Source organism: Bacilliculturomica massiliensis (genome assembly GCF_900605495.1).
Classification (GTDB): Bacteria; Bacillota; Clostridia; order Peptostreptococcales; family Anaerovoracaceae; genus Bacilliculturomica; species Bacilliculturomica massiliensis.
On sequence record NZ_LR027599.1, the window covers coordinates 60,040 to 85,581 of the forward strand.

15 protein-coding genes are annotated in these 25,542 nt (G+C 57.5%); 2 read left to right on the forward strand and 13 right to left on the reverse strand.

Going from position 1 to position 25,542, the window contains the following annotated elements; translation table 11 throughout:
* From E0E37_RS02915 to E0E37_RS02945, 7 genes are all read right to left on the reverse strand, one after another.
* Positions 1 to 2,001: a xylulokinase gene (locus tag E0E37_RS02915; protein WP_165445170.1), complete on the reverse strand. Its 2,001-nt coding sequence runs from the start codon at positions 1,999 to 2,001 to the stop codon at positions 1 to 3.
* Positions 1,998 to 3,152, reverse strand: coding sequence for a M20 family metallopeptidase (locus E0E37_RS02920; RefSeq protein ID WP_130861480.1), 1,155 nt, complete (start codon positions 3,150 to 3,152; stop codon positions 1,998 to 2,000). The genes E0E37_RS02915 and E0E37_RS02920 overlap by 4 nt, the downstream gene beginning before the upstream one ends.
* Positions 3,145 to 4,239 (reverse strand): ABC transporter ATP-binding protein, encoded by a 1,095-nt coding sequence (locus E0E37_RS02925; protein WP_165445171.1) that lies wholly within the window; start codon positions 4,237 to 4,239, stop codon positions 3,145 to 3,147. Before E0E37_RS02925 ends, E0E37_RS02920 begins: the two co-directional genes overlap by 8 nt.
* Positions 4,236 to 5,210 (reverse strand): ABC transporter ATP-binding protein, encoded by a 975-nt coding sequence (locus E0E37_RS02930; RefSeq protein ID WP_246019621.1) that lies wholly within the window; start codon positions 5,208 to 5,210, stop codon positions 4,236 to 4,238. Before E0E37_RS02930 ends, E0E37_RS02925 begins: the two co-directional genes overlap by 4 nt.
* A 95-nt stretch (positions 5,211 to 5,305) precedes the next feature.
* Entirely contained in the window at positions 5,306 to 6,175 is an 870-nt protein-coding gene (locus E0E37_RS02935; RefSeq protein ID WP_130861483.1) for an ABC transporter permease, read from the reverse strand.
* A complete protein-coding gene (locus E0E37_RS02940; protein WP_130861484.1) occupies positions 6,172 to 7,146 on the reverse strand; it encodes an ABC transporter permease in 975 nt (324 codons plus the stop codon). The genes E0E37_RS02935 and E0E37_RS02940 overlap by 4 nt, the downstream gene beginning before the upstream one ends.
* Positions 7,147 to 7,257: 111 nt before the next feature.
* The gene (locus E0E37_RS02945) at positions 7,258 to 8,901 is read right to left on the reverse strand and encodes an ABC transporter substrate-binding protein (RefSeq protein WP_130861485.1); all 1,644 of its coding nucleotides are present in this window, start codon (positions 8,899 to 8,901) and stop codon (positions 7,258 to 7,260) included.
* 497 nt (positions 8,902 to 9,398) lie between these two features.
* On the opposite strand from E0E37_RS02945, the gene E0E37_RS02950 reads away from it, so the two are divergent.
* Entirely contained in the window at positions 9,399 to 10,310 is a 912-nt protein-coding gene (locus tag E0E37_RS02950; RefSeq protein WP_130861486.1) for a LysR family transcriptional regulator, read from the forward strand.
* Positions 10,311 to 11,481: 1,171 nt separating this feature from the next.
* Here E0E37_RS02950 and E0E37_RS02955 read toward each other — a convergent pair.
* The 6 genes from E0E37_RS02955 to E0E37_RS02980 all read right to left on the reverse strand — a co-directional run bounded on the left by E0E37_RS02955 (position 11,482) and on the right by E0E37_RS02980 (position 22,354).
* On the reverse strand, positions 11,482 to 12,897 hold the full coding sequence (locus E0E37_RS02955) for an aldehyde dehydrogenase (protein ID WP_246019622.1): 1,416 nt from the start codon (positions 12,895 to 12,897) through the stop codon (positions 11,482 to 11,484).
* A gap of 36 nt (positions 12,898 to 12,933) precedes the next feature.
* Positions 12,934 to 14,301 carry an A/G-specific adenine glycosylase gene (gene mutY, locus E0E37_RS02960; RefSeq protein ID WP_130861487.1) on the reverse strand — a complete coding sequence of 456 codons (1,368 nt, stop codon included), beginning with the start codon at positions 14,299 to 14,301 and terminating at the stop codon, positions 12,934 to 12,936.
* 75 nt (positions 14,302 to 14,376) lie between these two features.
* Entirely contained in the window at positions 14,377 to 15,447 is a 1,071-nt protein-coding gene (locus E0E37_RS02965) for a flavodoxin family protein (RefSeq protein ID WP_130861488.1), read from the reverse strand.
* A gap of 421 nt (positions 15,448 to 15,868) precedes the next feature.
* A complete protein-coding gene (locus E0E37_RS02970; RefSeq protein WP_207302912.1) occupies positions 15,869 to 17,224 on the reverse strand; it encodes a Rossmann-fold NAD(P)-binding domain-containing protein in 1,356 nt (451 codons plus the stop codon).
* The gene (locus E0E37_RS02975) at positions 17,217 to 18,290 is read right to left on the reverse strand and encodes a hypothetical protein (protein WP_130861489.1); all 1,074 of its coding nucleotides are present in this window, start codon (positions 18,288 to 18,290) and stop codon (positions 17,217 to 17,219) included. The genes E0E37_RS02970 and E0E37_RS02975 overlap by 8 nt, the downstream gene beginning before the upstream one ends.
* Entirely contained in the window at positions 18,287 to 22,354 is a 4,068-nt protein-coding gene (locus tag E0E37_RS02980; RefSeq protein WP_130861490.1) for a nicotinate-nicotinamide nucleotide adenylyltransferase, read from the reverse strand. Before E0E37_RS02980 ends, E0E37_RS02975 begins: the two co-directional genes overlap by 4 nt.
* Positions 22,355 to 22,661: 307 nt before the next feature.
* Between E0E37_RS02980 and E0E37_RS02985 the strand changes: the two genes are divergently transcribed.
* Positions 22,662 to 25,475, forward strand: coding sequence for a cation-translocating P-type ATPase (locus E0E37_RS02985; RefSeq protein WP_165445172.1), 2,814 nt, complete (start codon positions 22,662 to 22,664; stop codon positions 25,473 to 25,475).
* Positions 25,476 to 25,542: the final 67 nt, after the last annotated feature.

Genomic DNA, 25,542 nt, shown 5'->3' on the forward strand with positions numbered 1-25,542 from the left:
TTACCTTCTTTCTTTTAAAACTGATTTGGATACCTTTATATAGGAACTGTAACACTGGTTATAAACTTCTTGAATCTTGGGATCTGGAATATACACTCTGCCGTCTGCCCCTGACGCTGCTTTGCCGGGCGCTCCCAGGGCCAGCAGAGCGGCGCCGTATGCGGAAGCGTTGTTCACCTCCGAAGCTGTGCAGGGCAGTCCGAGCACGTCCGCCGTCATCTGCATGAACACAGGATCTCCGGTGACAGGTCCGGTCATGATCACCTTACGCGGCTGAAGTCCACCGGCGCAGAAGGCTTCCACACAGCGCCTTCCCTCAAATACGATCCCCTCGTAGCAGGCTCTCGCCATGTGGCACAATCTGTGAGACAGCTTCAGCCCGGCAAAGCCCCCCGTCAGCCTGTCGTCCCACAGAACGCCCTGCTCTCCGCCCGCCAGGTAGGGCATGAAATATAATCCATCCGATCCCGCAGGAGCTTCCCCTGCAAGCCGGGACAGATCCTGATAAGTCAGGTCTTTTCTCCCTCGCATCTCGTTCAGCAGGTCCAGCAGCCAGCCCATAGTATTTCCCGTGGAGAGTATGTCGGCCTCCATTCCCACGGCGCCGCTGTTCAGAAGCGGTGTGAAGAAGAACTGTCCGGCGCCCTGATCTGCCGCCGTCGCGTCCTCATCGCCGCCAGCCCCGCTGTCTGCCTTACTTCCGCCTGCCCCGCCGCCTGTCTCGCATCCATCCCTGCGGTCTTCGTCTGTACTGCCGCCTATGCCGGCCGCGTCTGCGGAGCCAACCGCCGTTCCGGCCGCGTCTGCGGAGCCCACCGCCACGATGGCAGTGCTGGAACCGCAAATCTGGCAGATCGTACCCTGCTCTGTGCCGCCCATACCGTAAACGCCTGCCACGGAATCTGCCCCACCGCAGACGATCTTCACATCCCATGAAAGTCCCAGCGCCTCCGCGGTCTCCCGGCGGATGAGCGCTGAACTGTCGAAGGAGTCTCTCAGACAGGGGAGCAGTTCCATATTGATGTCCGCCTCACGGCACAATTCCTCGTTCCAGCAGTTTCCGCGCAGATCGTAAAGACCGTATCCCGAAGCCGTGGAAGGATCTGTGCAGATCTGCCCGCTGAGCCAGAAATACAGATAGTCCTTGGCGGACAAGATCCAGTGAGGTTTCTCCACTAATTCGGGTCTGTGCCGCCTGATCCACAGATACATGGGCGCAAGATAACGTCCGTCCAGAAAAACGCCGGTGACCGCATAGTGGCGTCTGTCTCCCCAGAGCTCAAGCAGCCGCCTGCCTTCCTCCGCCGCCCGGTTGTCGCACCAGACGATGGCATTACCCAGGACCCCGGCGCCGGCGCCGAACTGACTGCCGCCGCTGAACTGCGCGCTGTCGCCGGGCCGGCTGCAATTGCTGATCCATGCGCCGTCACTGGACTGGCCGTCGGCGCAGACCTGTGCGACTCCGCCGGGCCGGCTGTCTCCTGCTCTCCGTGCGCCGTCACCGCCCTGTCCGCTGCTGTTCCGCTCCTCCTTCTGTCCTTCCTTCTGTCCTTCCCGCCGGGCTTCCCGGCTCAGAAGCACCAGCGTGGGCATCTGTGCAGAAAGACCGATCCGGCGTATATTTCGCCAGGCAGATTCCATATCTGCAGACGGAAAGTCCCCTTTGGCCGCAGCAAGATCCCCATCTTCAGAGCCCCGCGGGGTTCCGGCTGCGGCAGCCTCCGGGAAGTCCGATCCCTCCCGCGTACCGCCGGCCCGGAGCTTCGCGGCGGCATGCCGGATCGCGTCCAGCCATTCCTCCGGTCTCTGTTCGTAAAACCCCTGTGATCGCCCGTGCATCGGATAATCCGCTGACGCCTGGCCCAGCACCCGTCCCCTGCTGTCCGTCAGGAGCAGCTTGACGGAAGACGTGCCCAGATCCAGTCCTAAATATGTTCCGCTTTCCTCTGAAGCCGCCGCTGTGGAGGGATATCTGTCTGTGTCATCCGGGCCGGTCTTCATCGGCAATACCTCCCGATCACGTCCACAGTCACCGCTATGAGCTGTTCCATCTGAGAGATGGAGACCCATTCTTCAGGCGCGTGGAGATTTCCGCCGTCGGCTCCTACTCCCAGCGTGGGAAATCCCGCGTCCTGGAAGAGCTGAGCGTCGCCCCAGGAGTTATCGCCCACGGCCCGGGCCGGTACGCCGTGAATTTTTTCGATGGAGTCCGCCAGGATCTCGTAAAGTTCCTCGTGCCCTCTGGCCACGAATGGATCCCTGGCCAGCACGACTTCCACCCGTCCGTCGAAGTTCGGACAGATCTCCTTTACCTCCCGGAATATGGCCTCGATCTCGTCTACCCGGTTTTGGATGGTCTCCCCGGCCTGAGTGCCGATCTCGATCCCCAGGACGCATTCCTCCGGATAAGACGCAAAATCCGTTCCACCTCGAATGGTGCTGGTATGATACACCGTTTCTCCGTTCTGCGGGTCCGCGTTGGGCGCGAAAATCTCCCTCTGATTCCTCTGCAGCCGCACGATGACCTCCGCCATGTGATAGATGGCGTCTGCGGATACGGCTCCGGCGGAACCGTGTCCCGCCTTCCCCCTGGTGATGATATTCAGCCACCCGAAACCCTGATGGGTGTAGTTGATGCTGGATAGGGGCGCGGCCTCCAGGATCAGCGCGGCCTCCGGCTCGTGCTTCTTCACGTAAGCCATGGTCCCTGAAGTCTCCCCTTCCTCGTCGGCGACAAAGCAGAAATGAATGTCTCCGCTGTGGGGGATCCCATTCTTTTTGATCTCCGCCAGAGCCAGCATAATGGCGGCGCAGTGGCCCTTATCATCCGCCGCGCCCAGCCCGTAAAGTTTGTCGCCCCTCAGCTCCGGCACAAATGCTCTGTCCCTCCAGAGCTCGCAGCCTACCGTGTCCGCGTGGGCGTAAAGCGTGAGCCCTTTGCCGCCTCCGCTCCCCGGCAGACAGCCCGCCAGATTGTAATGCCCGTCGCTGACCTCCTCAAAGTGGGACTCGATCCCCAGACGGCTCAGATATTCCTGCATGAAAACCTGGGCGTTCTTCTCGCCGCTTCCCTCGGGAATGAGCCATGAATTTATGGATTCTATTTTTACCAGCTCTGAGATCAGTTCCACTATTTCTTTTTTATCAGCCATGCAAATCTCCCCCTTTTTCCTCCGGCCCGGCAAAATGGCAGGCCGCCTGATGGTCCCCGCCCACTGTCACCAGAGCAGGCTCCTTCTGGCGGCAGACCTCCGGACAACCCTTCTCCTGATACAGCCAGCAGCGCGTGTGAAAGCAGCATCCGGAAGGAATGCTCATAGGCGACGGCGTCTCGCCCCTCAGCACGTGGCCCTTGTCCTCGTCCGCCTCCTCTCTGATCTTGGGAATGACCGATACCAGAGCCTGGGAATAAGGATGCATACAGCGGTGGACCACATCGTCCGCCTGACCGATCTCCACCAGCTTTCCCAGATAGAACACAGCGATGCGGTCGGCGATGAGCCAGGCCAGCGACAGATCATGTGTGATGAACATATATGTCAGATCCGTGCCCTTCTGCAGGTCCAGCATGAGCTTGAGGATCTCCGCCCGAATGGATACATCCAGCATGGAGACAGGCTCGTCGGCCACCACGAAATCCGGTTCCAGGATCATTGTGGCGGCGATGGAAAGCCGCTGGCGCTGACCGCCGGACAGGTGGTGCGGATACCGCTGGGCCATGGTTTCCGCCGGGTGAAGGCCCACGGCCTCCAGGTACTTGTAGATCCGTTCCTTTTTTTGTTCCGGGCTCATGTCCTTCCTGTGAATGTCCAGCGGTTCCTCCAGGGCTTTGTACACGCTCTGCCTTGGATCCAGGGACTCATAGGGATCCTGAAAGATCAGCTGCATTTTCTGACGGAGGCTCTGAAGCTGACTTCCCGACAGCTTTGAAAGGTCCTGTCCGTGATATTTGATGGTTCCGGAGGATGAACGGATGATGTTCAAAATGGCCTTTCCCAGCGTAGTCTTCCCGCAGCCGGATTCGCCTACCACCGCCAGGATCTCTCCGGTCCGGATGTCCATGGTAACTCCGTTGACAGCGTGAACGCATTCGTCGTCTCCCGCCTGATTCTTCGCTTTCTTGCGCTTCTTGCGGACGTTGTAGGTCACGTACAGATCATTGACCTCAATGGTCTTGCCTCTGTCCGCGTTCCGCTGTTCCTGCACTTTTTCTTCCATTGTCTTTTTTTCCAGATTCATACTACCGCCCGCCCTTCTGTCTGCCTGCAGCATGCGGCGTAATGCCCTCCGCCCAGATCCACCAGTTCCGGAACGCGGCTCCCGCACTCCGGTATCTTTTCCGTGCACCGTTCGCAGAACGGACACCCGGCGGGAGGCGTGATCAGGCTGGGCGGATATCCGGGGATCCCGTTGATAAACACTTTCTCCCCGTAGATATCAGGAAGCGAATGGAGCAATTTCACCGTATAGGGATGCTTCGGATGAGTGAAGACCTCCCTGGCATAGCCGTATTCCACCACCCGTCCCGCGTACATGATGGCAATTTTATCGCAGAGCTCGCACAGGACCGACAGGTCGTGGGAGATCATGATCATGGAGAGTGAGTACTTCTTCACCAGCTTCTTCAGCAATTCCAGTATCTGCGCCTGGATCATGACGTCCAGCGCCGTGACCGGCTCGTCTGCGATGACCAGTTCCGGATCGCACACCAGCGACATGGCGATCATGACCCGCTGGCGCATGCCTCCGGAGAACTCGTGAGGATAGTTCGTAAAGCGGTTTTTTTCAATGCCCACCTGCTCCAGCAGTTCCTTGACCCGCTCCTCCGCCTCTTTTTTCGAGACGTGAGGTTCATGGAGCAATATGGGTTCCATCATCTGTTTTCCCACTGTCTGCAGTGGGTTCAGCGCGTTCATGGCGCCCTGAAAAATGACGGAGATCTGTTTCCAGCGGACCTTTTCCATTTCCTTTTCCGTCTTTTTCACCAGATCTTCCCCGTTGAAGAGGATCTGGCCTTTGGGGATGAACGCGTTCTGCGGGAGCAGACCCGGTATGGCCAGCGTCGTGGTGGTTTTACCGCAGCCTGACTCGCCGGCCACTCCCAGCAGCTCTCCTTTTTCCAACCAGAGGTTCACGCCTTCTACAGCGTGGACCGTGCCTGCCCGGCTTTTGAAATGCACCGACAGGTCCTTTATTTCCAGCATATTCATCAGCATTTCCTCGATCCCGGTTTCTTTGTATTCGTGGTTTTAAATCGGTTCGGAACGCGCCGGTCTCCGCCGGCCCGCAGCCGATATCCTGTCCGTCAATATTCCCGCAGCCGCGGATTCATGATTTTGTCCAGCGTGTGACCGATCAGCGTGAAAGCCAGCACTACCAGCACGATCCCGATCCCCGGCGGCACCAGATACCACCAGGCGCCGCGCCCGGCCGCGCCTGTCACAAACGCGTAGTGCAGCATCGTCCCCCAGGACACGCTCACCGGGTCGCCAAGGCCCAGAAATGCCAGAGTGGCCTCCGACAGGATAGAACCGGCGATGACCAGAACGGTATTGGCGTAGATCAGCGGCAGCACGTTGGGCAGGATGTGGATCATGATGATCCGGGAGTCTTTTGCTCCCAGCGCTCTGATCCGCTCGATGTACTGACGTTCCCGTATGCTCACTACCTGAGAGCGGATGATCCTGGCTGTAGACGGCCAGCTGGTCAGTCCAATGACTGCGATGGTGATGGTGATGCTCTGTCCGAAGACGGCGGCAAGAACGATGATCATGGGCAGGACCGGCAGGGCGATGAAGAAATCCGTGATCCGCATGAGCATATTGCTCATAAACCCTGAATAAAACCCGGAGATCAGACCCACCAGCGCTCCTACCAAAATGGAGATGGCCGTGGCCGTCAGGCCCACAAACAGGGAGACTCTAGCTCCCAGCAGCAGCTCGCGGAACACATCCCGCCCCATCTCGTCCGTTCCCAGAATGTGCTCAGCCGAGGGCGCTTCCATGATCTGTGCGGCCGACGTTCCCACGTCTTTTGCGTCAAAGGGAAAAAGAATCGGCCCGATGATGCTGATGACCAGAATGAGAGCCAGCAGTATGATCCCCGCCCGGCCCAGGCCGTCGCCCCACATCTGTTCCCAGACTTCATTTCTCTTTTTTTCTTTCATTTTGCTCATATGTCTTTTACCCTTGGATCTATGATCGTATAGAAGATGTCCGATATGAAGTTGGCGGTGACTGTGACGGCCGCCATCAGGAAGAAGCTGGCCTCCAGGATCGGATAATCCCGCTTCAAGACCGCGTCATACATGAGCTTGCCCATCCCCGGGAAGGAAAACACCGTTTCCACCTGGATCGCCCCGCCGATGACCAGACTGACGTACAGCGCCAGGGTGGTGATGATGGGAAGCATGGCGTTTGGCATGGCGTGCCGCCAGAGAGCCTTTTTCGGAGACAGTCCCTTGCCCTTGGCCGTCAGCATGTAATCCTCCGTCAGCACGTCCACCAGCGTACTTCTGGTGATGAGGAAAAACTGCGCCATATCCACTATAATGAGCGCGATGGTCGGCATGACCAGATGTTTGGCATAGTCCATGATCACCTGACTGTAGGTGGCGTACTGCATGCCCGGCGTCAGGATCCCAGAGATCGGGAATATCTTGAGAAACACGCCGAAGACCACGATCATCAGAAGTCCGGTCCAGAAGGTGGGCAGACTCCAGCCCACCATGGACGCCACCACAAAAGTTTTGTCCAGGCGGCTGCCCCTGCGCATAGCGGCCACGATCCCTGTGCCGATGCCGATAATGATGATCATCACTGTGGCCACGGCCAGCAGCGTAACGGTATTTGCCATGCGCTCGGCGATGATGCTGCTCACCGGCTGCCGGTACGTCATGGAAATGCCGAACTGGCCTGTCACGATATTTTTCAAATAGATAAAGTATTGCATCCACATGGGCTGATCCAGCCCAAACAGCTCCTTGATCCTCGCAATCGATTCAGCCGAGATCGCTCCCGATCGGGCCAGCAGGCGGATGGGATCGCCCGGCATGATGCGGAACAAAATGAAATTAAACGTAATGATCGCATACAAAGTGAGAATCAGCTGCATCAATTTTTTGCCGATATATTTTAGCTTGGACATCAGGCGTCTATCTCCTTTGCTATTTCAGCTATTTTATCCGGCCTCCGTCCCCGAAAACAGCGCCCCGGAAGCGAACGCTCCGGGGCGGATGCTGTGCATCGGGATCCGGGCCTATTCGACCGGCTGAATCTCTTTGTAATTTACGTAAGTCGGACAGTAGATAATACCTCCGTCACACTCCTGCCAGCCCGTGAACCGGTCTGTTCTGTAAGCCTGCAGCTTATCCTGGTACCACAGTATATTGGCCGCGCAGTCGTCGTAGAGCATCTTCTCCATCTCGTTGATGGTGGCCTTCCTCTCCGCGGCGTCCACCTGTGTGGACTGCTTGCTGTAAAGCTGATCATATGCGGGATTGGAGTAATAAACTTCGTTGTTGTTTCCGATCTGTTCGGTCAGCGGCATGCCCAGCAGGTAGCCCGGATCGGGATAATCGGAATCCCACGCCCAGACAAACAGGTCGAAATCGGCGGATTCCGTGTCGTAGACCACGCCGCCCATAGTGTTTTCATCCATGGTAGTCAGCGTCAGCTTGATGCCCGCCAGCTCCGCAGAGTCGCGCAGCAGCTGAGCCGCGCGCACGTCGCTGGCCGTGGTCTCCACCGTGAAGATCCGGAAGTCCAGTTTCTCCCCGTTCTTCTCGCGGATACCGTCGCCGTCAGAGTCCACATACCCCGCCGCTTCCAGCATGGATTTAGCCTTCTCGATGTCGTAACCGATCAGCTCCTCATCGGTAAACTGGTGTTTCCATTCGTCAAAGGCACTGGGCAGAATCGATGTTCCCACCTGTCCGTAACCGGACAGACAGATCTCCACCATCTGCGCCTTGTTCATGCAGTGTGCCAGAGCCTGACGCACCGTTTTGTCCAGCAGCAGCTTGTTGCCCTGAGACACAGGATCCTGATAACAGTTGATCCCTACATAATGGAAGGAATAGGAGGGCAGGTTCACCGCCACGATATTCTCCGCATCCTTCAGGCTGTCGAACAGAGTGGCGGAAACCTCGGTGAGGACATCCACTTCACCGGCCTTCAAAGCCTGAGTGGCCACTTCCTCGTTCCCGTAGAGCACCCAGGTCACGCCGTCGGGCCCCGGCTGCGTTCCATGATAGTCTTCATTGCGCGCCACGGAGGCCACGGTGCCCTGCTTCCATTCTACAAATTTGTAAGGCCCTGTTCCGATGGGTTCGTTGTTGGGAAACGCCTCGATCTCTTCGGCGCTCATCTCGCCCCAGATGTGCTTGGGAAGGATAGGCACTACGAATGCCATGTTGAAAGCCTGCGGCTCGCTGAATTCCATGACTACCGTATACTCATCAGGAGCGGTTACGCTCTCCAGATGTTCCGCGAACTGCACCGCCTCGCTGAGCTTATCCACCTTGATCCTCATGTAGGTGTCCACCACGTCGGCGGAAGTAAACGGTTCCCCGTCATGCCATTTGGCGTCATGCACCAGATGGTAGGTGACGGTCTTGTTGTCGTTGCTGTACTCATAGCTTTCCGCCAGCTGATATGTAGTGTTCATATTGGCGTCATATCCCAGCAGCGTCTCGTAGATCAGACTCGTCAGCTGCAGAGATTCCGTACTGTAAGACGTGATCGGGTTCAAAGTGTCCGGTTCCGTGCACCAGCCCACCTTCAGAATGTGACCTCCTTCTCCGCCCACAGTGACGTTTCCCGGAGCGCCGCACCCGGCGAACAGTGCCGCCGTCACCAAAAGCGCCAGTAACAATCCCAGGGCTTTTTTGTACTTCAACATATTCTTTCCCTCCTTGTTTCAGTCGTTTTACTGCTGTTCTCCTCTATTTTCTTTTCATTGACCGGTGACCGTCCTCCATTCGCAAAATTTTCAGACAAGTCCGTTGTTTAGAAATATTTTATCAGACTCATCAGCAAAACAGAAGTTCATAATTCTTATATTAAATATTTACATCTTCTATATTAAGGCGCGTTTATCTGTGATATTATAAAAACAATATCAACGAAACGCATATTTGAGCAGCCGCCGTCCTTACCACTTGGGTGAAAAAATCCGGGCAGTAAATGACACCTGCAGCGCGGTCCACTGAAATTCTTTGCGGAAACTCCTGGAGACGCAATCGGCTAGCCGGACAGCCCTGGTCACCGGCCGACGCAATCGGCTGGCCGGACAGCCCCGGTCGCTGGCCGACTCCAAATGGGTGTCCACGCAGCGGGGCCGGCGACTGGGCGACTGGGTCTCCCACAAGTTTTTGAACTTACACAAGGAGCTGCAAAATGGACATTCTTCAGCTTGAAACCTTTCTGGAAATCGTAAACACCAAAAGTATCAGTGAAGCATCGCGCCGACTCTTCATCTCCCAGCCTACAGCCAGTCACCGGCTGAATACGCTGGAAGAGGAACTGGGATTCCCCCTGATCGAGCGTGGCAAGGGCGTCCGCAAGATACGGCTGACTCCTTTCGGTGAAAAATTCATCCCCGTTGCATATAAGTGGTCTGATCTGTGGAAGGATCTGCAGTACCAAATGAATTCCCAGTACAAACTCCCACTGGCCATCGGATGCACAGAAAGCATGAACATTCACGTCTTCGCTCCCTTTTACAAGGAACTGCAGCGGGGTCAGCGAGGTCACGCTTTCGACCTCATGATCCGCACGGAGCGTTCCACAGAGATCCACCGGATGATCGAAAACCGCGACTTGGACGTTGGTTTTGTCTACAGTCTGCACCCCAATACCAACATCCTCATCACGCCGCTGTTCGCTGAGCAGATGTTCGTTCTGCGTCTCGACGAGAGCGGCGCCGGAGCCGAACGGGAGCAGTACCATCCCTCCGAACTTGACACAAAATACGAGATCTATACCAACTGGTCCGGCGACTTTCAGATGTGGCATCAAAACTACTGGAACTATGCCTCGCCCTTTGTCACGCTCGATTCCGAATATCTGATCATAGATTATCTGGATTCCCCGGAGCTGTGGGCCATCGTGCCTGACTCCGTGGCTCGTGTCTTCGTTCAGCGAAATCCCCTGATACGTGCTTATCCCCTGGCTGAAAACCCTCCGAAGCGGGTCTATTACAAGATCACCCACCGGGTCCCCAGGGAGAACCGTCTCAACAGCCTGCAGATTTTCTCCGGATTGCTGGCAGAATTCATCTTCTGTCACGAGGACATAAGTTCGCTGTAAAATCAGAGGACGTCCAGTCCATTGTGTTCTTTTTCCTTAGCATTAAGGCCATATCCCAATGAGATATCATCAGACAGGATAGGTACCGCTCTGTCAGTACCCTTCTGCCGTGATATCGTCGGGCTTGGCCTTCCACTCCTTTGGGGCTGGGGGATGAGTCCGGTGAACCGAGGGATCAGTCCGGCCGCCCGAACTGCGAAGCTGCGGGGCAGCTCTGGCCGAGGGACTGTTCTGCCGGGGGACCGTTTTGCTCGGGGGGAGCGCTCTGCCCAGGGGAGCGTTCTGCCGAGGGACCGTTTTGCTCGGGGGGAGCGCTCTGCCCGGGGGACCGTTTTGCTCGGGGGGAGTGCTCTGGCCGAGGACCAATAGGTGAAAACATCAAAAAAAATTGAAAATCACCTAAAATAGCGTCGAAACAAGCATTATTTTCTATATATTTACAGGCAAATATGTGAAATCGCAGAAAAAAATAAATTATCGCCTATTTGACAACGCTTTATCTGCAAAATCGAGAAAAAAATCAACATTTCGCCTATTTCCCCTCAAAGTCCGCCGCCGTCCAAGCCATAACTGCCGCCGACAGCAGACAGTCCGCCTCCGGCCAGACCATAACTGCCGCCAGCCACCGACAAGCTCGTCGGAAACAAACACCCGGCCAAGTCCAACGCTTCGCCAAGGTCTTACAGCCTGCCAGCCGCCGACAGATCGCCGGGATCCAACGCTCCGCCAAAAGTCTGCGGTCAGCCGGGGATCACGGACTGGACCGGCGCAGGTACAGTACCGTAAAACAGTGGATACGCCCGGGTGCGCCGCAGTCCGGAGGGAAAAACAACGGGCGCGCCGCAGCTCACTGTGAAAACAACCGCTACTCCGCAGTCAACCGAAAAGCCAACTGATGCGCCGTAGTCCGGGAAAAAACAACCGGCGCGCCGCCACCCGTAGAAAAACAGAGCAATAAAAAAATCAGCGTCTCCTCCTGCTGTTGCTAGCTGGAAAAGACGCTGTTCATGTAGATTGCAGATTACTGCCACAGATCTGTTTGCCGCGTCCCCCCGTATTCCCATTACATACGTTAGCATGCGGTCACATACATTTATATACAGTTACCTATATATGCAGTTACCCACGGCACGCCGGCATATACGGTACGCTGTGGGCGGCAACGCCGTCTCTATCTGAGAAACAGACGAAGCCAGCCTTCCTTTCCCTCATAGGGAGGATAGCGCAGCGGTATATCGATCAGACTGGATTTGCGCAGCACGCTCTTTTCGTGGGTGAAGGTGTCGAACCCCCTTTTTCCGTGATAAGCGCCCATACCGCTGCCGCCCACACCGCCGAAGGGCATGTGAGGATTTGACAGATGGACCAGCGTGTCGTTGACACAGCCGCCGCCGAAGGACAGTGTCCTGATGACTCTGCGCTCTCTGGCCCGGTCGGAAGTGAACAGATAGAGCGCCAGCGGCTTCTCCCGTTCCTTTATAAATCCCACTGCGTCTTCAAATCTCTGATAGGATAATATCGGAAGGATCGGTCCAAAGATCTCTTCCTGCATCACCGGACTGTCCGGATCCACATCCACTAAAACTGCCGGGGCGATCTTGCGGGTATTTGCGTCGCTCTGGCCTCCGAAACGGATCTGCTGCCCCTCCATCAGACCCACGAGCCGCTGGAAATGTCTTTCATTTACAATGCGCGGAAGGTCCTTATTGGTCAGGGGCTCGCTGCCGAAAAAGGCGATCAGGTACCGCTGGATGGCGCTGATCAGCGGTTCTTTCACCGCCTCGTCCACAAGTACATAATCGGGCGCCACGCATGTCTGCCCCGCGTTGACGCATTTTCCCCAGACGATCCTGCGGGCCGCCAGGTCGATCTTTGCGCTGCGGTCCACGATGCAGGGACTCTTACCTCCCAGTTCGAGGGTCACCGGCGTCAGATTCCTGGCTGCGGCTTCCATCACCGTCTTTCCTACCTCAGGGCTCCCCGTGAAAAATATGTGGTCGAAACGCTGTTCCAGCAGATCTCTGTTGGTGTTTTCCCCGCTCTCGACCAAGGCAATATAAGATGGATCAAAATAGCTGCCGATCATCTCGGCCAGCGCTGCGGCCGTCGCCGGAGCATTGCGCGAGGGTTTCACTACCGCGCAGTTTCCGGCGGCAATGGCGGAGATCAGCGGTGTCAGAGCCAGATTTACCGGGTAATTCCAGGGAGACAGGATCAGCGCCACCCCCAAAGGCTCCCTGTACACCGCTGATTTGGACGGGAACTGCGCCAGCGGCGTTTTTACCCTGGTCCTGCGCATCCAGCTTCCGAATCTCGCCTGCGTAAAGCGCAGTTCTTCCTTTACCATTCCCAGTTCTGTCTCGTAGCTCTCAAAAGACGACTTCCCCAGATCCTCCTCCAGAGCCTGGATCAGCCGGCCCTCGTACGCCGAAAGCGCTTCTGCAAGGACCTTCAGCTTCTCTCTTCTGAAGCCTGCGGAAAGGGTCCGTCCCGTTGAAAAACGGGCGCGCTGACTCTCTACGATCCTCTGGATCCTGCTTTTTTCCATCACATCCATGGTCTCTTTCACGTCATTTTCCGTCGCCATTTCACCACCTGCTTTCTGATTTATCCTATTACCGTCTCATCTGCCGCCGCCGGGAAAAAACTCTCTGAAGCCCCGAAACGCCGACGGAACCGCATAGACGTCCGCCAGCTCTCTCTCGCCGGCAAAGATCAGAGTCTCTGCGGAAAACTCTGCAGAATCTTCCCGCGCCTCGGCTTCCCGGCGTCTGCGTTCTTCCACATCTCTCAAGTAGACCGCCGGCTCTTCTGCGATGTGCAGCGCTCCGCCCCGGCCTGCATCCCAGCTTCCCACGGGGTCATCGCTACAGCCCGCATCCCGGTCTCCCCCGCGGCCTTGATTCTGGCCTTCATCCCGGCCTCCGCAGCAGCCCTCGCTCTGCGATCCGGATCCCGTCTCCGTCCGTACCTGATATCCGATCATATGCCATTCCACATGGCTGAATATATGCTTCGCCTGGCCCGCCGGGCGGATCTCGCCGCAGGGAATTCCCTTTCCTTCCAGACGCTGTCTCACTTCTATTTCGCTGAGCCGGCCTTCAAAAGAAGGAAGCTCCCAGAGTCCGGACAGCAGTCCCCTGGAATGACGGCGGCTGAGCGCCATGCGGCCCCTCTCATCCATCAGGATCAACACTGTCTTTTCTTCTGTCCGCCGTTCTTTCTTCGGCTTTTTCACTGGCAGTTCTTCCTGTATGCCCGCCTGTCTCGCCCGACACAGTTCCGCCACCGGGCATTCTTCACACTTCGGAGCGCCGTTTGGCAGGCAGACGATAGCTCCCAGTTCCATCAGCGCCTGATTGAAGTCCCCCGGCCGATCCTGCGGCATCACGGCCTGCAGCTCAGCCTCGATCTTTTTCTTTACAGATGCCTTTGCTATGTCGTCCTTACGGGCCAAGATCCGCGATACCACCCGCAGAACGTTGCCGTCCACCGCCGGCCGCACGATGCCGAAGGCGATGGAGCCGATAGCCCCGGCTGTGTACGGACCGATCCCCGGCAGTTCCAGCAGTTCCTCATAGGATGCGGGCAGTCTTCCGCCGTATCGTTCCATCATTACGCCGGCGGCTTTTTTCAGATTTCTGGCGCGGTTATAATAGCCAAGACCCTCCCACAGCTTCATCAGCAGTTCATCGTCCGCGTTTGCCAATGCCTCCACATCCGGAAGCTCTTTTACAAAACGCTGAAAATACGCTTTGCCCGCCTCCACTCTGGTCTGCTGGAGCATGATCTCCGAGATCCAGACGCGATACGGCGCGGGATCTTCCCTCCAGGGCAGTATCCGCCTGTTTCCTGTATACCAGTTCAGCAGAGGATCCGGGATCTTTTTCAGATGCTCCTGATCCGCCGCGCCGCCGCCCTGCGGCGATCCCTTTTTCTCATCCGCCGCGCAGCTCTTTTCCGCGGCTTTCTCTCTCTTTCCTTCTGCCATAGTCCCCCTTTTACAGCCTTTTACACAGCGTATGTCGCTGCATTCTGCTTATGACACTGTTATCGTATTCGTTCGTTACGCCTTTTCTATCATCGTATCTGCGATGTGTGCGGCGAACTGCGCCGCCTTTTCTCTGATCCCCTGTACCTGCAGGATACTTCCCGGATTGTTGGCCGTTTCCAGCATGCAGAAACGTGACGGCAGAATGAAGGTCTTGTTCATGTTCAGCGCGCTGATCAGCTGTTCCGCCACCAGATCGCCGCCGCTGTATCCCGACACGACGATCCCAAACAGATACTTGTCGTAAAACTGCATCTTGCGGAACAGCGCCGTCAGGCGGTTGATGAACGCGCTGAGATTGGCGCTGAGCGCGTCGTTGTAATTGGGACAGAGCATCAAAAGTCCGTCGCAGTCCCGAATAGCCGGATAGACCTGTTCTACGATAACTCCGCCGTAATAGCACCTCTCCTTCTGTGCAAAGTGAAGGCAGGTGGTATATGGACAGCCGGCGCAGTCCTGAACCGCGCCGTTTCTCAGGGATATTTCCACAATATCGATCCCGCTCAGCTCCTGCTTGACCATCCCCCACAGCGTGCTCGTATTAGAAGTGTTGGCGTTGCTGGCGTGAAGCACCAGCAGCCTGGGCCGTTTTTTCTTTCTTTCTCTGAACTCCACGATCTGTCCCACCAGCGTCCGGGCCGCCGAAACATAAGCTCCTAAATTGTCGGTCTCCAGATTCCGGGCCTGGATATTGAAGTTCTGCAGGGTGGCCGTTCCTTCCACAAGCGGACGGCCCGGAAAAGTACATCCCGCCCTGTTGGCGGTAAAGACAAAATCTCTGGCCAGAGATTTTGTAAACAGTTCGCTGTTTCCGTCCACGATGATCCCGCCCACCGCGCCTTCCAGCATGTCGGTGTTCAATCTCAACGCCTTCAGAAATCGGTAATATTCCAGATTGATCCCCGATTCTCCCTGTTCTATGGCAAAGAGCAGCCGTCTGCCCTCCAGATCTTTAAATTCCTCCAAAGTACTGATCTCCCGGTACCCTCTCCCAAACAGCGCGTAGGAAAGCACATCGGAAAGCCGTTTCTCTTTACGCTTTTCAGCACAGGCAGGGCGCACCAGAACAAGTTCAGACTCCTGCAACCCGATCCCTCCATCCTATAATAAACATACCTGTTTTCCGTTCTCAAATGCGCCGCGTTCTGCGCGGCGCGGACTGTTTTGAACTCGGTATACCAGTCCGGTCCGCGGCCTTTTCCATCAGGCACAAGAATCCCCTGGCATATCCTTGGGATCCGGCAGCCGCCGGATCTCGACGCTGCCCGCAGTCCCCGCAGCTCACCAGACCCCAGCGGCTCGCCAAAATCTCTACACAGTCTGTGTCCCGACGGCTCGCCAACTCCCTAGCAGCTCGCCAAAATCCTGACGCTGTCTGCGGTCCCCGAAACTCACCAATTTCCCAGCAGCTCGCCCCCCGACGATCCGCCAGCCCCCCGGCAATTCTCCAAAGTTCCCACGAGGCCTTGCTGCCCCGGCGGCGAAGCGCCTTACGCAGGCTGCTGCGCTACTCGATCCGCTCCAGCTGTTCATAGGCGTACTTCAGCCTGTCAAACAGTTTCTCCGGCAGCGGCAGCGCCTCTGTCTCAAGTCCGGCGGGAGAAAAGCGATTCTTACAGCCCATATACACGCCGCCCAGAAAGACCGAACTGTAATGCCATTCCTCCCGCAGCGTGAGGATAATGGAGATCGCCGCGGAGGACAGCGCCGGGGCCACATAGGGCTTGAAGCCTGTCTCTCTGGTGCGCAGATTAGCCTCCGCCGCCAGCTTCGTCAGCTCCCGGGAGATCTGGTCGTCATAGTGTTCAATGCTGTTGGCGATGACCAGATCCTTTCCGTGGGGCCCATAAGCGCGTCCCTCTGTGAGAAAGGAAGCGAACCGTTCGTCTTTCTTGGCATAGTATGCCGCTCTTCCGTTCATGACGCCAAGACCGTAACCCTGGATCTGCTCCGGGCGCAGACCTTTTCCGTCAAACATCCGGCCGTCCAGATCAGCCGCCGCGCCGCAGCCGTCCACGCTTTCGGGCCTGTTGCTCTCCCGGAACGCCTCCCGGCAAAGGGGCTCCACCGGGTCGGAGACCACGGCGAACAATCCTTTAAAATTCGCTTCACGCGCCATTCTGGCGTAGGTTCCGACGATTTTCCTGTTGGCGTCAAACTGGGCCATGCGCACGTCGGTCCCTTCCTGCCCCAGCGCAGGCACTGCCTTTGACGCGCAGAATACAAACGCGTCGCAGTCGAACAGGTCCCCGCTCTCCACGATCCTGACCTCCGGCAGCGCGTCATAATCCCACGGATAGGCGGTCTGATTCATCTCGTATTCCCAGCGGCGGCACATCTGCGGGTCCAGATCGCAGATCCCGATCTGGGAGATCACATCGCCGCCCAGCAGCTTCAGTCCGATGAGGACCGTGCCTCCCACATCCCCCAGAGCCAGAAGGTTGACTCTGGCTTTTTTCCGGGGCTTTTCTCCCGCCCCGCGTGATCCTTCCGCTATGTCAGCCCTGCCTGCTCCGTCAACCCGGTCTGCTCCATCCGCAACGTCTGCTCCGCCAGCCCCGTGTCCGTCTGCTCGGTCTGCTCCGTCCGCAACGCCGGTCCCGGACGCGCCCAGGGCAAAAAACGCCGGTCTCACATCCTCAAGCAGGGTCTCCGCGCTGCCCCAGGCCGTGTTCAGACAGGGCGCCGGTTCCGGAAGAACAGGTCCCAGACGGGAGGAATCCAGCCAGCTGATCCCCTCTCCCCCCAGCATGCCCATGTGGGTCACGGCACAGATCCCCCGCCCGCGCAGCGGATCCTGCTCTACCTCCCAAAAACGCAGTTTATTTCCCTGTTCCTGTTTCTTATCACTCAATTCACTCATTCAAATTCTCCATCTTATCTGTTTCCATTCTTTCCAGACGCCCCAGCATCTCGATATCGTTTTCCACGTAGACCGAGGCCGCCAGATGATAGTCGTAGGAGAGACAATTTCCACGGTCCGGGCAGCTGGGCGAAATGACCACCTCGCTGAGCCGGTTCAGGGTCAGCTTCCGTTCAAAGCACTCCTGATATTCTTCCTCCAGGGCTTTCAGAATATCCCTGGCGTTTTCCAGACAGGTCATGGAAAAGCGGCGTATCGCCCTCCTCGACGTGCCGTCCAGGAACGTGGGAATGGCGTAGGGCAGGATCATATTTACGGAATTCAGGAGATTGGCCTTCATCTTCTCGGGCCTTCCCACCCGGTCACCGCCGATAAAGGGATACATGGTGGATTCCACGAACCACACGCGCATGTTAGGCAGGAAGTAAACGCTCTCGACCTTCCGATTCTGAATGGCCATCAGGTCCTTTCCCCTGCCGGACAGAATGCCTACGATGATCCTGTCCACGTTCACGCCTTCCTGCTCAAACAGCGGATTCAGTTCCCGGATACGGTATCCCTTGTGCAGCAGATCGTCCACCAGTATCACGTCCCTCCCGAAGGATTTGATCGTCCGGATCTGGTTTTCCAGAGGCGAGTAGTTGGGATATTCTGTAATGCGGAAAGATTCCACGGAGGGATCGAACGTCTTCTCCGTATGGAGGGCCTTCGTGACGGTGTTTGGCACCGCCACGCCGCGCAGGATCTTTCCAAAGGGAACGCACATGGCTTTGCCCAGCGTGCGCACCGGAAGCGGTTCCTCAGGAACGCCGTTGGCCGCGGTGATCAGTTTCACCAGTTTGTGATGCATCACGGATGCGTTTACAGAGAGCACCAGATTTCCCGGATACAGCTCTGTCAGGCTCTCCTGCAGCCGCCTGTGGGCCGCGTCGATGACCGCCAGCACCCGGGGGCTGTGATTGAAGGGCTCTTTGATGGCTGTCTCAATATTTTTGAACACCGTCACCGGCGATTTCATATCTACCACGTAGACCGGCCGGCCGTTCTCCGCTCCCGCCGCTCTCACAGCCGCGCTCCTGCTTCCCGCGTTCCGGCCCGCAATGGACCGAGCCCCTGCGGACCGATCCACGGCCGCGCGGACTTCTGCGGACCGGACTTCTGCGGACCGTCCTGCAGGGCCCCCCGATCTGCGGCGCTCCGCCCATCAGCAGTCCGGCCGCTTTCCCGCAAAGCGTCCTCCGGAAGTTCTTCCTCTCTGACCGGGCTTCCCCCTCTGCCGGCGGTCTCTGAGGCGGGCCCGCCGGGGATCTGAAGAAATCCCTGACGCCGCAGCAGTTCACGCAGGGGCGTGGGCGGCGGCAGGATATTTGAACTGTATATACAGTAAGTAAAGTCTTCCTGCAGACAGGCGGCGATGGCCTCCGTCAGCAGCAGCTGGCTCCTGTCTTCGTCGATCTCCGTTTTTCCAAACAGGAAGATACCGTTGATGAGCATCATCTTCCCGGAGGTATGTTCCCGGATGTAATTGACCACGTTTGTATTGCGGAATTCTCCGTAAAGCTCCATGGTGCTGATCTGGCAGAACAGCAGAACGCCCACTATGACGTCCTCCCTGTGTCCGTCGCGCAGCACCGCCGCCCGGCCTCCGGGCCGGGACAGTTCCCGGCGAACCGCCTCAAGCATTTCAAAATCCGGCGCGAAAGCGCTGAGGATCTCCCGGCTCAGCCTGTGATTCGTCTCTTCCACTGAGAGATGGATCGCCCTGGCCTGGAGGATGGGCTTATACTGCGGCTCCCGCAGATAGAGGCTGTTCTCATAGATATAGTTCTGAGCCACCGGATCGATGAGGTTGGAAATATCCCTGTTATAGTCCACGTTTTCCCTGATCCGCGTGGAACTGATATCTTCCAGCTGCAGGGGCAGCTTCAAACGCACCACCCGGCCTGTGATCAGATGTTCACCGCCTTCCGCAGAACCGCTTCCCTCCATGGTGTCCCGCAGAAAGATGATATGGTTCAGGGAATGGATGGACCAGGGCTCCGGCGGCTTTTTGTACGATGAAGCGTTGCTCACCACGTCGCTGCCCACCACGATGTAAAGTTCCTGATCGGGAAACAGCTCGCGCAGCCGCTTCAGATCCGCAGGATTTGCGATGTTCACGGGTATGTCGTCGGGGAACAGGTAAATGTCGTCCTCATTGGCCACGGACATAGTTATGATCTGGCGGCGTATCATGCGGGGCTGAGTCTTTTTCGACCAGGAAAACTCGTCCAGCGCCAGGTACACCGTAAATCCCAGATCCCGGATCTCTCTGGCGATCTCCTTGTGGCTGAGAGAGAAGGGGTCGAAGGTGCCGGGGAAAAAGGCCACCTTTTCCTTTTCCTCAATGTCGAAGCTGCCGTAGGTAAACAGCCAGTCTCCGATAAAACGATAAATGTGGTTCAGCGACGCCGCGCTGTTGAAAAAGCTCAGTTCTCCCGTCTCCTGCTCCGGCACCAGCGTCACCAGCTTTTTGTAGATGACGGAAAACAGCTCCATACGGTCCTCCAGCGTCAGCTTGCCGCCGGCAAACAGGTACTGGCTGATGACGAGAAACGCCTCCTGATTGATGGCCGGCGTATAATTGGCCAGGCCGGAGAGCAGCCGGCCCAGTATCTTTTTGCGCCGGGCGCAGAACTCTTCCTCCCCGCGCAGGAAACGTTCTCTGTATACCTTGTAGTGCTGCAGGATGACGCCCAGCGTGTCCAGCGCCACGCAGACCACCCGGTCGTTGGCGCTGATGAGCAGACGGGACAGATCGTTGATAAATTCGTCCAGTTCCGTGGGATACAGGTAAAGGACGAATTCGCCCAGATATTCGGGAATGTACTTGGAAAACTCGTATTCTCCCGTTTCCAGCCCCTTCATGAGCTCGATGGCCACCTCGTTTCTCTGATCCCTGGACATGAGCGGCGCGATCCGGACAAGAGCCTGCCCGGCGCTGTGGCGCACGGTGATCCGCTCGCTGACCTTCAGCAGATTGGAAAAATGGGTGGCGATGTGGAGCACGTGGGTCTTGCGGTTTTTCTGAATATATTCCAGCAGCAGTTCGATATTCACCGCCTTGATGACCCAGGGCGTGCCTGTTTTCAGATTTTCCAGGAAAATATCCGACACGATCTCCGGGTTACCGTACACGATCCGCCGGTAATCATCGTCGGTTCGGTCCGCTCCCGGCAGCTCCCAGTTTCTGCTGACGCAGGCGCAAAGGTAGCGCAGGCTCACGTTTTCCTCAGCCGCAGGCCCGCAGGCCATCCGTTCCACCGCCTGATCCCAGGGGGCCTGCGCCTCGATCTTCGCCGTAAAATATTTCAGGAACCGAAGAGCCGCCGTGCGGATCTCCAGCGAATCCCGGCACAGCGCATCTTCCGTAAAGCGTATGAGAAAATTCAGATCGCACTCCAGAAGCAGATCCAGAGGGATGATCAGCGCCGTGTCGATCAGCGTGAACACCGTGCTGTCGGGTATATCCTTTCTTCTATAATGGCTTAAAAGCAGCTCCAGATAGGCGCTGCGCTCGGAGATCTTGCAGCGGGACAGCACGGACTCCACGGCGATCTTCAGCGCGTAGCCGATCCAGCGCCGGTGCTGGTCCGTCACCTTGTGATCCGGGTAGACGATCATGTTCAGATAGCGCTCCCAGAGCAGCAGTCCCGTCATTTCTCCGGAAGCCCGCACCGCGTCCTCCGGCAGCTCTTTGCGGTATTCTTCATCGAAATGGACGATGATATTTCCCATCAGATTTGCGGCCTGCCTCCGGATGTCGCCCTCCCGGTGCATGAGCAGCTCGTAGAGAAACTTCAGCGTCATCATCTTCTGTCTCTGGGTCATATAGGTAAAATATTCTTCAAACAGATTGATATAGGCCCGGCTGTTTTTCCAGTTCTTTTCGCTGCGGGCCGCTTCCAGAACGTTTCCGAAGGAAGTCTCTCCCGACAGCTTGTTCATCAGCCGTATGTTGTGGGAGATCGCCATGTATTTCAGCCGGTCTACGGACTCCGCAACGGTGAGCAGCGCCGCGTCCTTTTCTTCTGCTGGCGTCAGTTCTTCTTTCGTCAGATCCACGTTGACGCCCAGGCTCACCATGTAATCCTCAAAATCAGCCAGCTTGGCGTAAACGTGGCGGTAGCGGTTTTCCTTGGCCTGATCCACATTGTCCAGCTTGTTCAGAATGACGGAAAATGCCTCCTGCAGCGTAAAGATCGCGATCTGTTCCTTCCCGTTCTCGTCCCGGCCGCTGCTCTTTACCCGGAAGTCCGCGTAGATCAGCACCAGAGATTCTACGGGCAGATTTTCCAGTTCCAGATCCCAGGTTGAATGATTGGACGCGATGTGGGCCGTGGCCGGCATATCGTTCTTCTTCAGCCACTGGTCGGTATAGTAATAGTGCAGATACGGTATGCGGCCGGCCTCGTGGGCTCGGCATCCGTATTTTCCGATGTCGTGGGCCGCGGCGGCAGCCGAAGTCAGTCCCAGATCGATGGGAACGCCCGCCGCGTAAAGCTGCCGCGCCACATGCATGGCGATATTGTGCACGCCGGAGACATGCCCCAGCGCGTCGAAGCTGGTCACCTCTCCGCCGATCCGCATGAGCTCGCAGACATACTGCTCCTCAAAGCACTCTCTGAAATGCAGGTATTCCTCTCTGTACTCCGATTCCCCCGCCTCTCTGGCGCTGAGAAAGCGGAAAGAATACTTCGGCTCCCGGCCCGTGATCTGTTCCTCGTATTTCAGAAACAGTTTCAGCACCGCCAGATAAAACAGCACCGCCCGCTGAAACTCAGGCCGGCGGTCGAGCTCCATACATTCGGGGAACAGTCCCACCATTATGTAATGATAGCTGTAGAGCAGCCAGCCTTCCTCCGGCTTCTCAGCCGACAGACGCTCCATGGTCTTTTCGCAGCATGCCAGAACAGACGCGCAGGTCACCCTGCCCGCCGCGCAGATCTCTCCGATGCGCTCCTTCCAGTTTTCTTCCTTCAGAAGATCCGCCACGTTTTTTTTCTTTACGCCCGCCTCCCGCAGAAACCTCCGGTCCGTCAGGCTCTCAGTCAGCTCCTTATATAGATTCTGTATCAGCTTCTTTGACATTCCTATCTTTCTCCCGTTCTGCCGAAGACAAGGCGGATCCGCCTGCAGGCGCTGTATTTCATCGCTTTATCCCCAGCCGCATATAGTTATATTATGCCCTTTCCCGTGGGAAAACTCAACGTAATTTTGGACAAACAGGCATACATGTCCCACACTGCGAATAGATATTAGGACAAGATCAAAAATGCAAAATACCGATGCGCCGTCAGCCGCAGGACCGCCAGGCACGCCGCTCCGGGACCCCCTCCGGAGATCGGCCGCCGGTGGGCCGGGCGCTGATGACGCGCAGAAGAAAAGGAGAAATGAGATGGCAAACGTTAATTCCTTCGAAGGGCTGTCCGCAGAACAGGTGGAGCAGTCCAGAAAACAGCACGGCGCAAATGAGCTCACGCAGAAAAAGCGAAAGAGCTTTTTGCTTCAGTATCTGTCCAGTTTCGGCGACCCGATCATTCAGATACTGCTGGGCGCTCTGGTGCTGAACGTCCTCTTTCTGTTCCGGAACGCGGACTGGATGGAGGCCGCTGGGATCGCGGTGGCGGTATTTCTGGCCACCTTTGTTTCCACCCTGTCCGAATATGGCAGCGAAGCGGCGTTCTCGAAACTGCTCACCGAGGCCGACGCGATTTCCTGCCGCGTCAAGAGAAAGGAAGGGATCCGCTCCCTGCCCATCAATCAGGTGGTATCCGGCGACCTGATCCTGCTGCAGGCCGGTGAAAAAATCCCGGCGGACGGTTATCTCATACAGGGCAAGCTGAAAGTCGATCAGTCCGCCCTCAACGGCGAGAGCTCCGAGGTGAGCAAGATCACCGCTCCCGCTTCCTTCCGCGAGCCCGCTCCCCAGGAATGGGATCTCATGTCTGATCACCACCTGTTCCGCGGCAGCGTCGTGGACTCCGGCGAAGGCATCATGCGGGTGGTCAACGTGGGCGACACCACCTTCTACGGCCACATGGCAAAGGAGATGCAGGACGAGACCCGGGACAGCCCCCTGAAGGTCAAGCTGGCGGGCCTGGCCAGGACCATCAGCCGTCTGGGCTATCTGGCGGCGGCTCTCATCGCCTTCACCGATCTCTTTCACTCCATCTGTTTTCCGGGAGGCGTGGTCCAGTTCCCCATCATGACAGTAGTGATCCCCGACCTGTATTCTCTTACAGAATACATTCTTCACGCGCTGACCCTGGCGATCACCATCGTGGTGGTGGCCGTGCCGGAAGGTCTGCCCATGATGATCACCGTAGTGCTCTCCTCCAACATGCTGCGCATGCTTTCCGACCATGTGATGGTCCGCAAGCTGGTGGGCATCGAGACGGCGGGCAGTCTCTCCATTCTCTTCACCGATAAGACCGGCACGCTGACCGCGGGCAAGCTCTCCGTGGCCTCCTTCGTCCGCGGAGACGGACGTTCTCAGAGCTTTCCGGAGGGCTCCCTGAAAACGCTTCTGCGGCTCTCCGGCTTTCTGAATACCGCAAGCGTTCTCTCCGAGGGAAAGGCCCTGGGCGGAAACGCCACGGACCGGGCCATGATGGAATATGTACTTCCCTTTATGACCGATGAAGATTTCCGCATTCTGAAAGGTTACACCATCACGTCCTCTATGCCCTTCAGCAGCGCAAAAAAATTCAGCGCCGTGACCGTAAAAGCGCCGGCGGTGACCCCTCCGCCGGACACGGCTTCCGGACGCCCCGATCCCGACAGCGGAGCGAAGCAGCTGACTCTTGTGAAGGGCGCGCCGGAACGCATTCTGGCAGGCTGCACCCATTATTACGACGAGACCGGCGCCCGCCGGACCTTCACCACCGCCAACCGCCGCGCTGTGGAACGCTGCTGGAAAGATATGACGGAAAACGCCGTCCGCGTTATCGCTCTGGCCGCCACGGCTTCCGCCACCGCTAAAGAGCTGGAAAACAGCGCTTCAGCTGCCGCCGCTCATCCGGACGGACGGGGCTATGCGGCAGCGGCAGGCAAAGGGGGCGACGGCGTACGCGCCCGTTCCGGCTTCGGCGGACTCACCCTCATCGGCCTGTGCGGCATCAACGACCAGCTGCGCCCGGAAGCCGCCGACGCGGTCCGTGAAGTGGAAGGCGCCGGCGTTCAGGTGGTCATGGTCACCGGAGACAACCGGGACACTGCCGCCGCCATCGCAGAGAGCTGCAAGCTGCCGGGTCAGGTCATCACCAGCGCCGAGATGGCGAATTTCTCAGACGATCAGCTCTCCCGCATGCTGCCCTCCATCGGCGTGGTGGCCAGGGCCCTTCCAACGGACAAAAGCCGTCTGGTCCGGCTGGCCCAGGAACGGGGCATGGTGGTGGGCATGACCGGCGACGGCATCAACGACGCGCCGGCCCTGAAACGCGCCGACGTGGGATTTGCCATGGGCGACGGCACGGAGGTGGCCAAGGAAGCCGGCGACATCGTCATCCTGGACAACAATATCGCTTCCATCGCCAAGGCCATCCTCTACGGGCGGACCATTTTCAAGAGCATCCGCAAATTCATCGTCTTTCAGCTGACCATGAATCTCTGCGCGGTGGGCGTCTCCCTCATCGGACCCTTTATCGGCATGGACACCCCTATCACCATCATCCAGATGCTCTGGGTCAACATCATCATGGACACCCTGGCGGGCCTGGCCTTCGCCGGCGAACCGCCGCTGAAAGAATATATGAAAGAGATGCCGAAGCGGCGCGACGAACCGGTCCTTACCCGCGATATGGTCGAACAGATCCTGTTCATGGGCTGCTTTACCATCCTGTTGTGCCTGTTCTTCATGACCTCCGGGCTCATCCGGGAGTTTTATCATTACTCCTATACGCCCATGTGCTTCATGACGGCCTTTTTCGCCCTGTTCATTTTCAGCGGCATCGCCAACAGCTTCAACGCCCGGACCCACCGTCTCAACCTGCTTTCCCACCTGCGGAAAAATCCGGCCTTTATCGGTATTATGACCTTAGTGGCTCTGGTCCAGATCGTTCTCATCTACCACGGCGGCTCCCTCTTCCGCACCTGCGGTCTGACCGCCGGCGAACTGATCGTCACCCTGGCCCTCTCCGCTCTGGTCATCCCCGCGGATCTGATCCGCAAGGTCTGGCTGCGGATGCACGGGCGGGACGGTGCGCTGTAGGTACGATCCCCTATCCGCGGTCTGCGGAGTACAAACTGGCCTGAAGCGAAATGATCCGGCCCTGTTC

Coding starts and splice junctions, on each gene's coding strand:
- E0E37_RS02915 (WP_165445170.1), bottom strand. CDS start 2,001: ATGAAGACCGGCCCGGATGACACAGACAGATATCCCTCCACAGCGGCG.
- E0E37_RS02920 (WP_130861480.1), bottom strand. CDS start 3,152: ATGGCTGATAAAAAAGAAATAGTGGAACTGATCTCAGAGCTGGTAAAA.
- E0E37_RS02925 (WP_165445171.1), bottom strand. CDS start 4,239: ATGAATCTGGAAAAAAAGACAATGGAAGAAAAAGTGCAGGAACAGCGG.
- E0E37_RS02930 (WP_246019621.1), bottom strand. CDS start 5,210: ATGAATATGCTGGAAATAAAGGACCTGTCGGTGCATTTCAAAAGCCGG.
- E0E37_RS02935 (WP_130861483.1), bottom strand. CDS start 6,175: ATGAGCAAAATGAAAGAAAAAAAGAGAAATGAAGTCTGGGAACAGATG.
- E0E37_RS02940 (WP_130861484.1), bottom strand. CDS start 7,146: ATGTCCAAGCTAAAATATATCGGCAAAAAATTGATGCAGCTGATTCTC.
- E0E37_RS02945 (WP_130861485.1), bottom strand. CDS start 8,901: ATGTTGAAGTACAAAAAAGCCCTGGGATTGTTACTGGCGCTTTTGGTG.
- E0E37_RS02950 (WP_130861486.1), top strand. CDS start 9,399: ATGGACATTCTTCAGCTTGAAACCTTTCTGGAAATCGTAAACACCAAA.
- E0E37_RS02955 (WP_246019622.1), bottom strand. CDS start 12,897: ATGGCGACGGAAAATGACGTGAAAGAGACCATGGATGTGATGGAAAAA.
- mutY (WP_130861487.1), bottom strand. CDS start 14,301: ATGGCAGAAGGAAAGAGAGAGAAAGCCGCGGAAAAGAGCTGCGCGGCG.
- E0E37_RS02970 (WP_207302912.1), bottom strand. CDS start 17,224: ATGAGTGAATTGAGTGATAAGAAACAGGAACAGGGAAATAAACTGCGT.
- E0E37_RS02980 (WP_130861490.1), bottom strand. CDS start 22,354: ATGTCAAAGAAGCTGATACAGAATCTATATAAGGAGCTGACTGAGAGC.
- E0E37_RS02985 (WP_165445172.1), top strand. CDS start 22,662: ATGGCAAACGTTAATTCCTTCGAAGGGCTGTCCGCAGAACAGGTGGAG.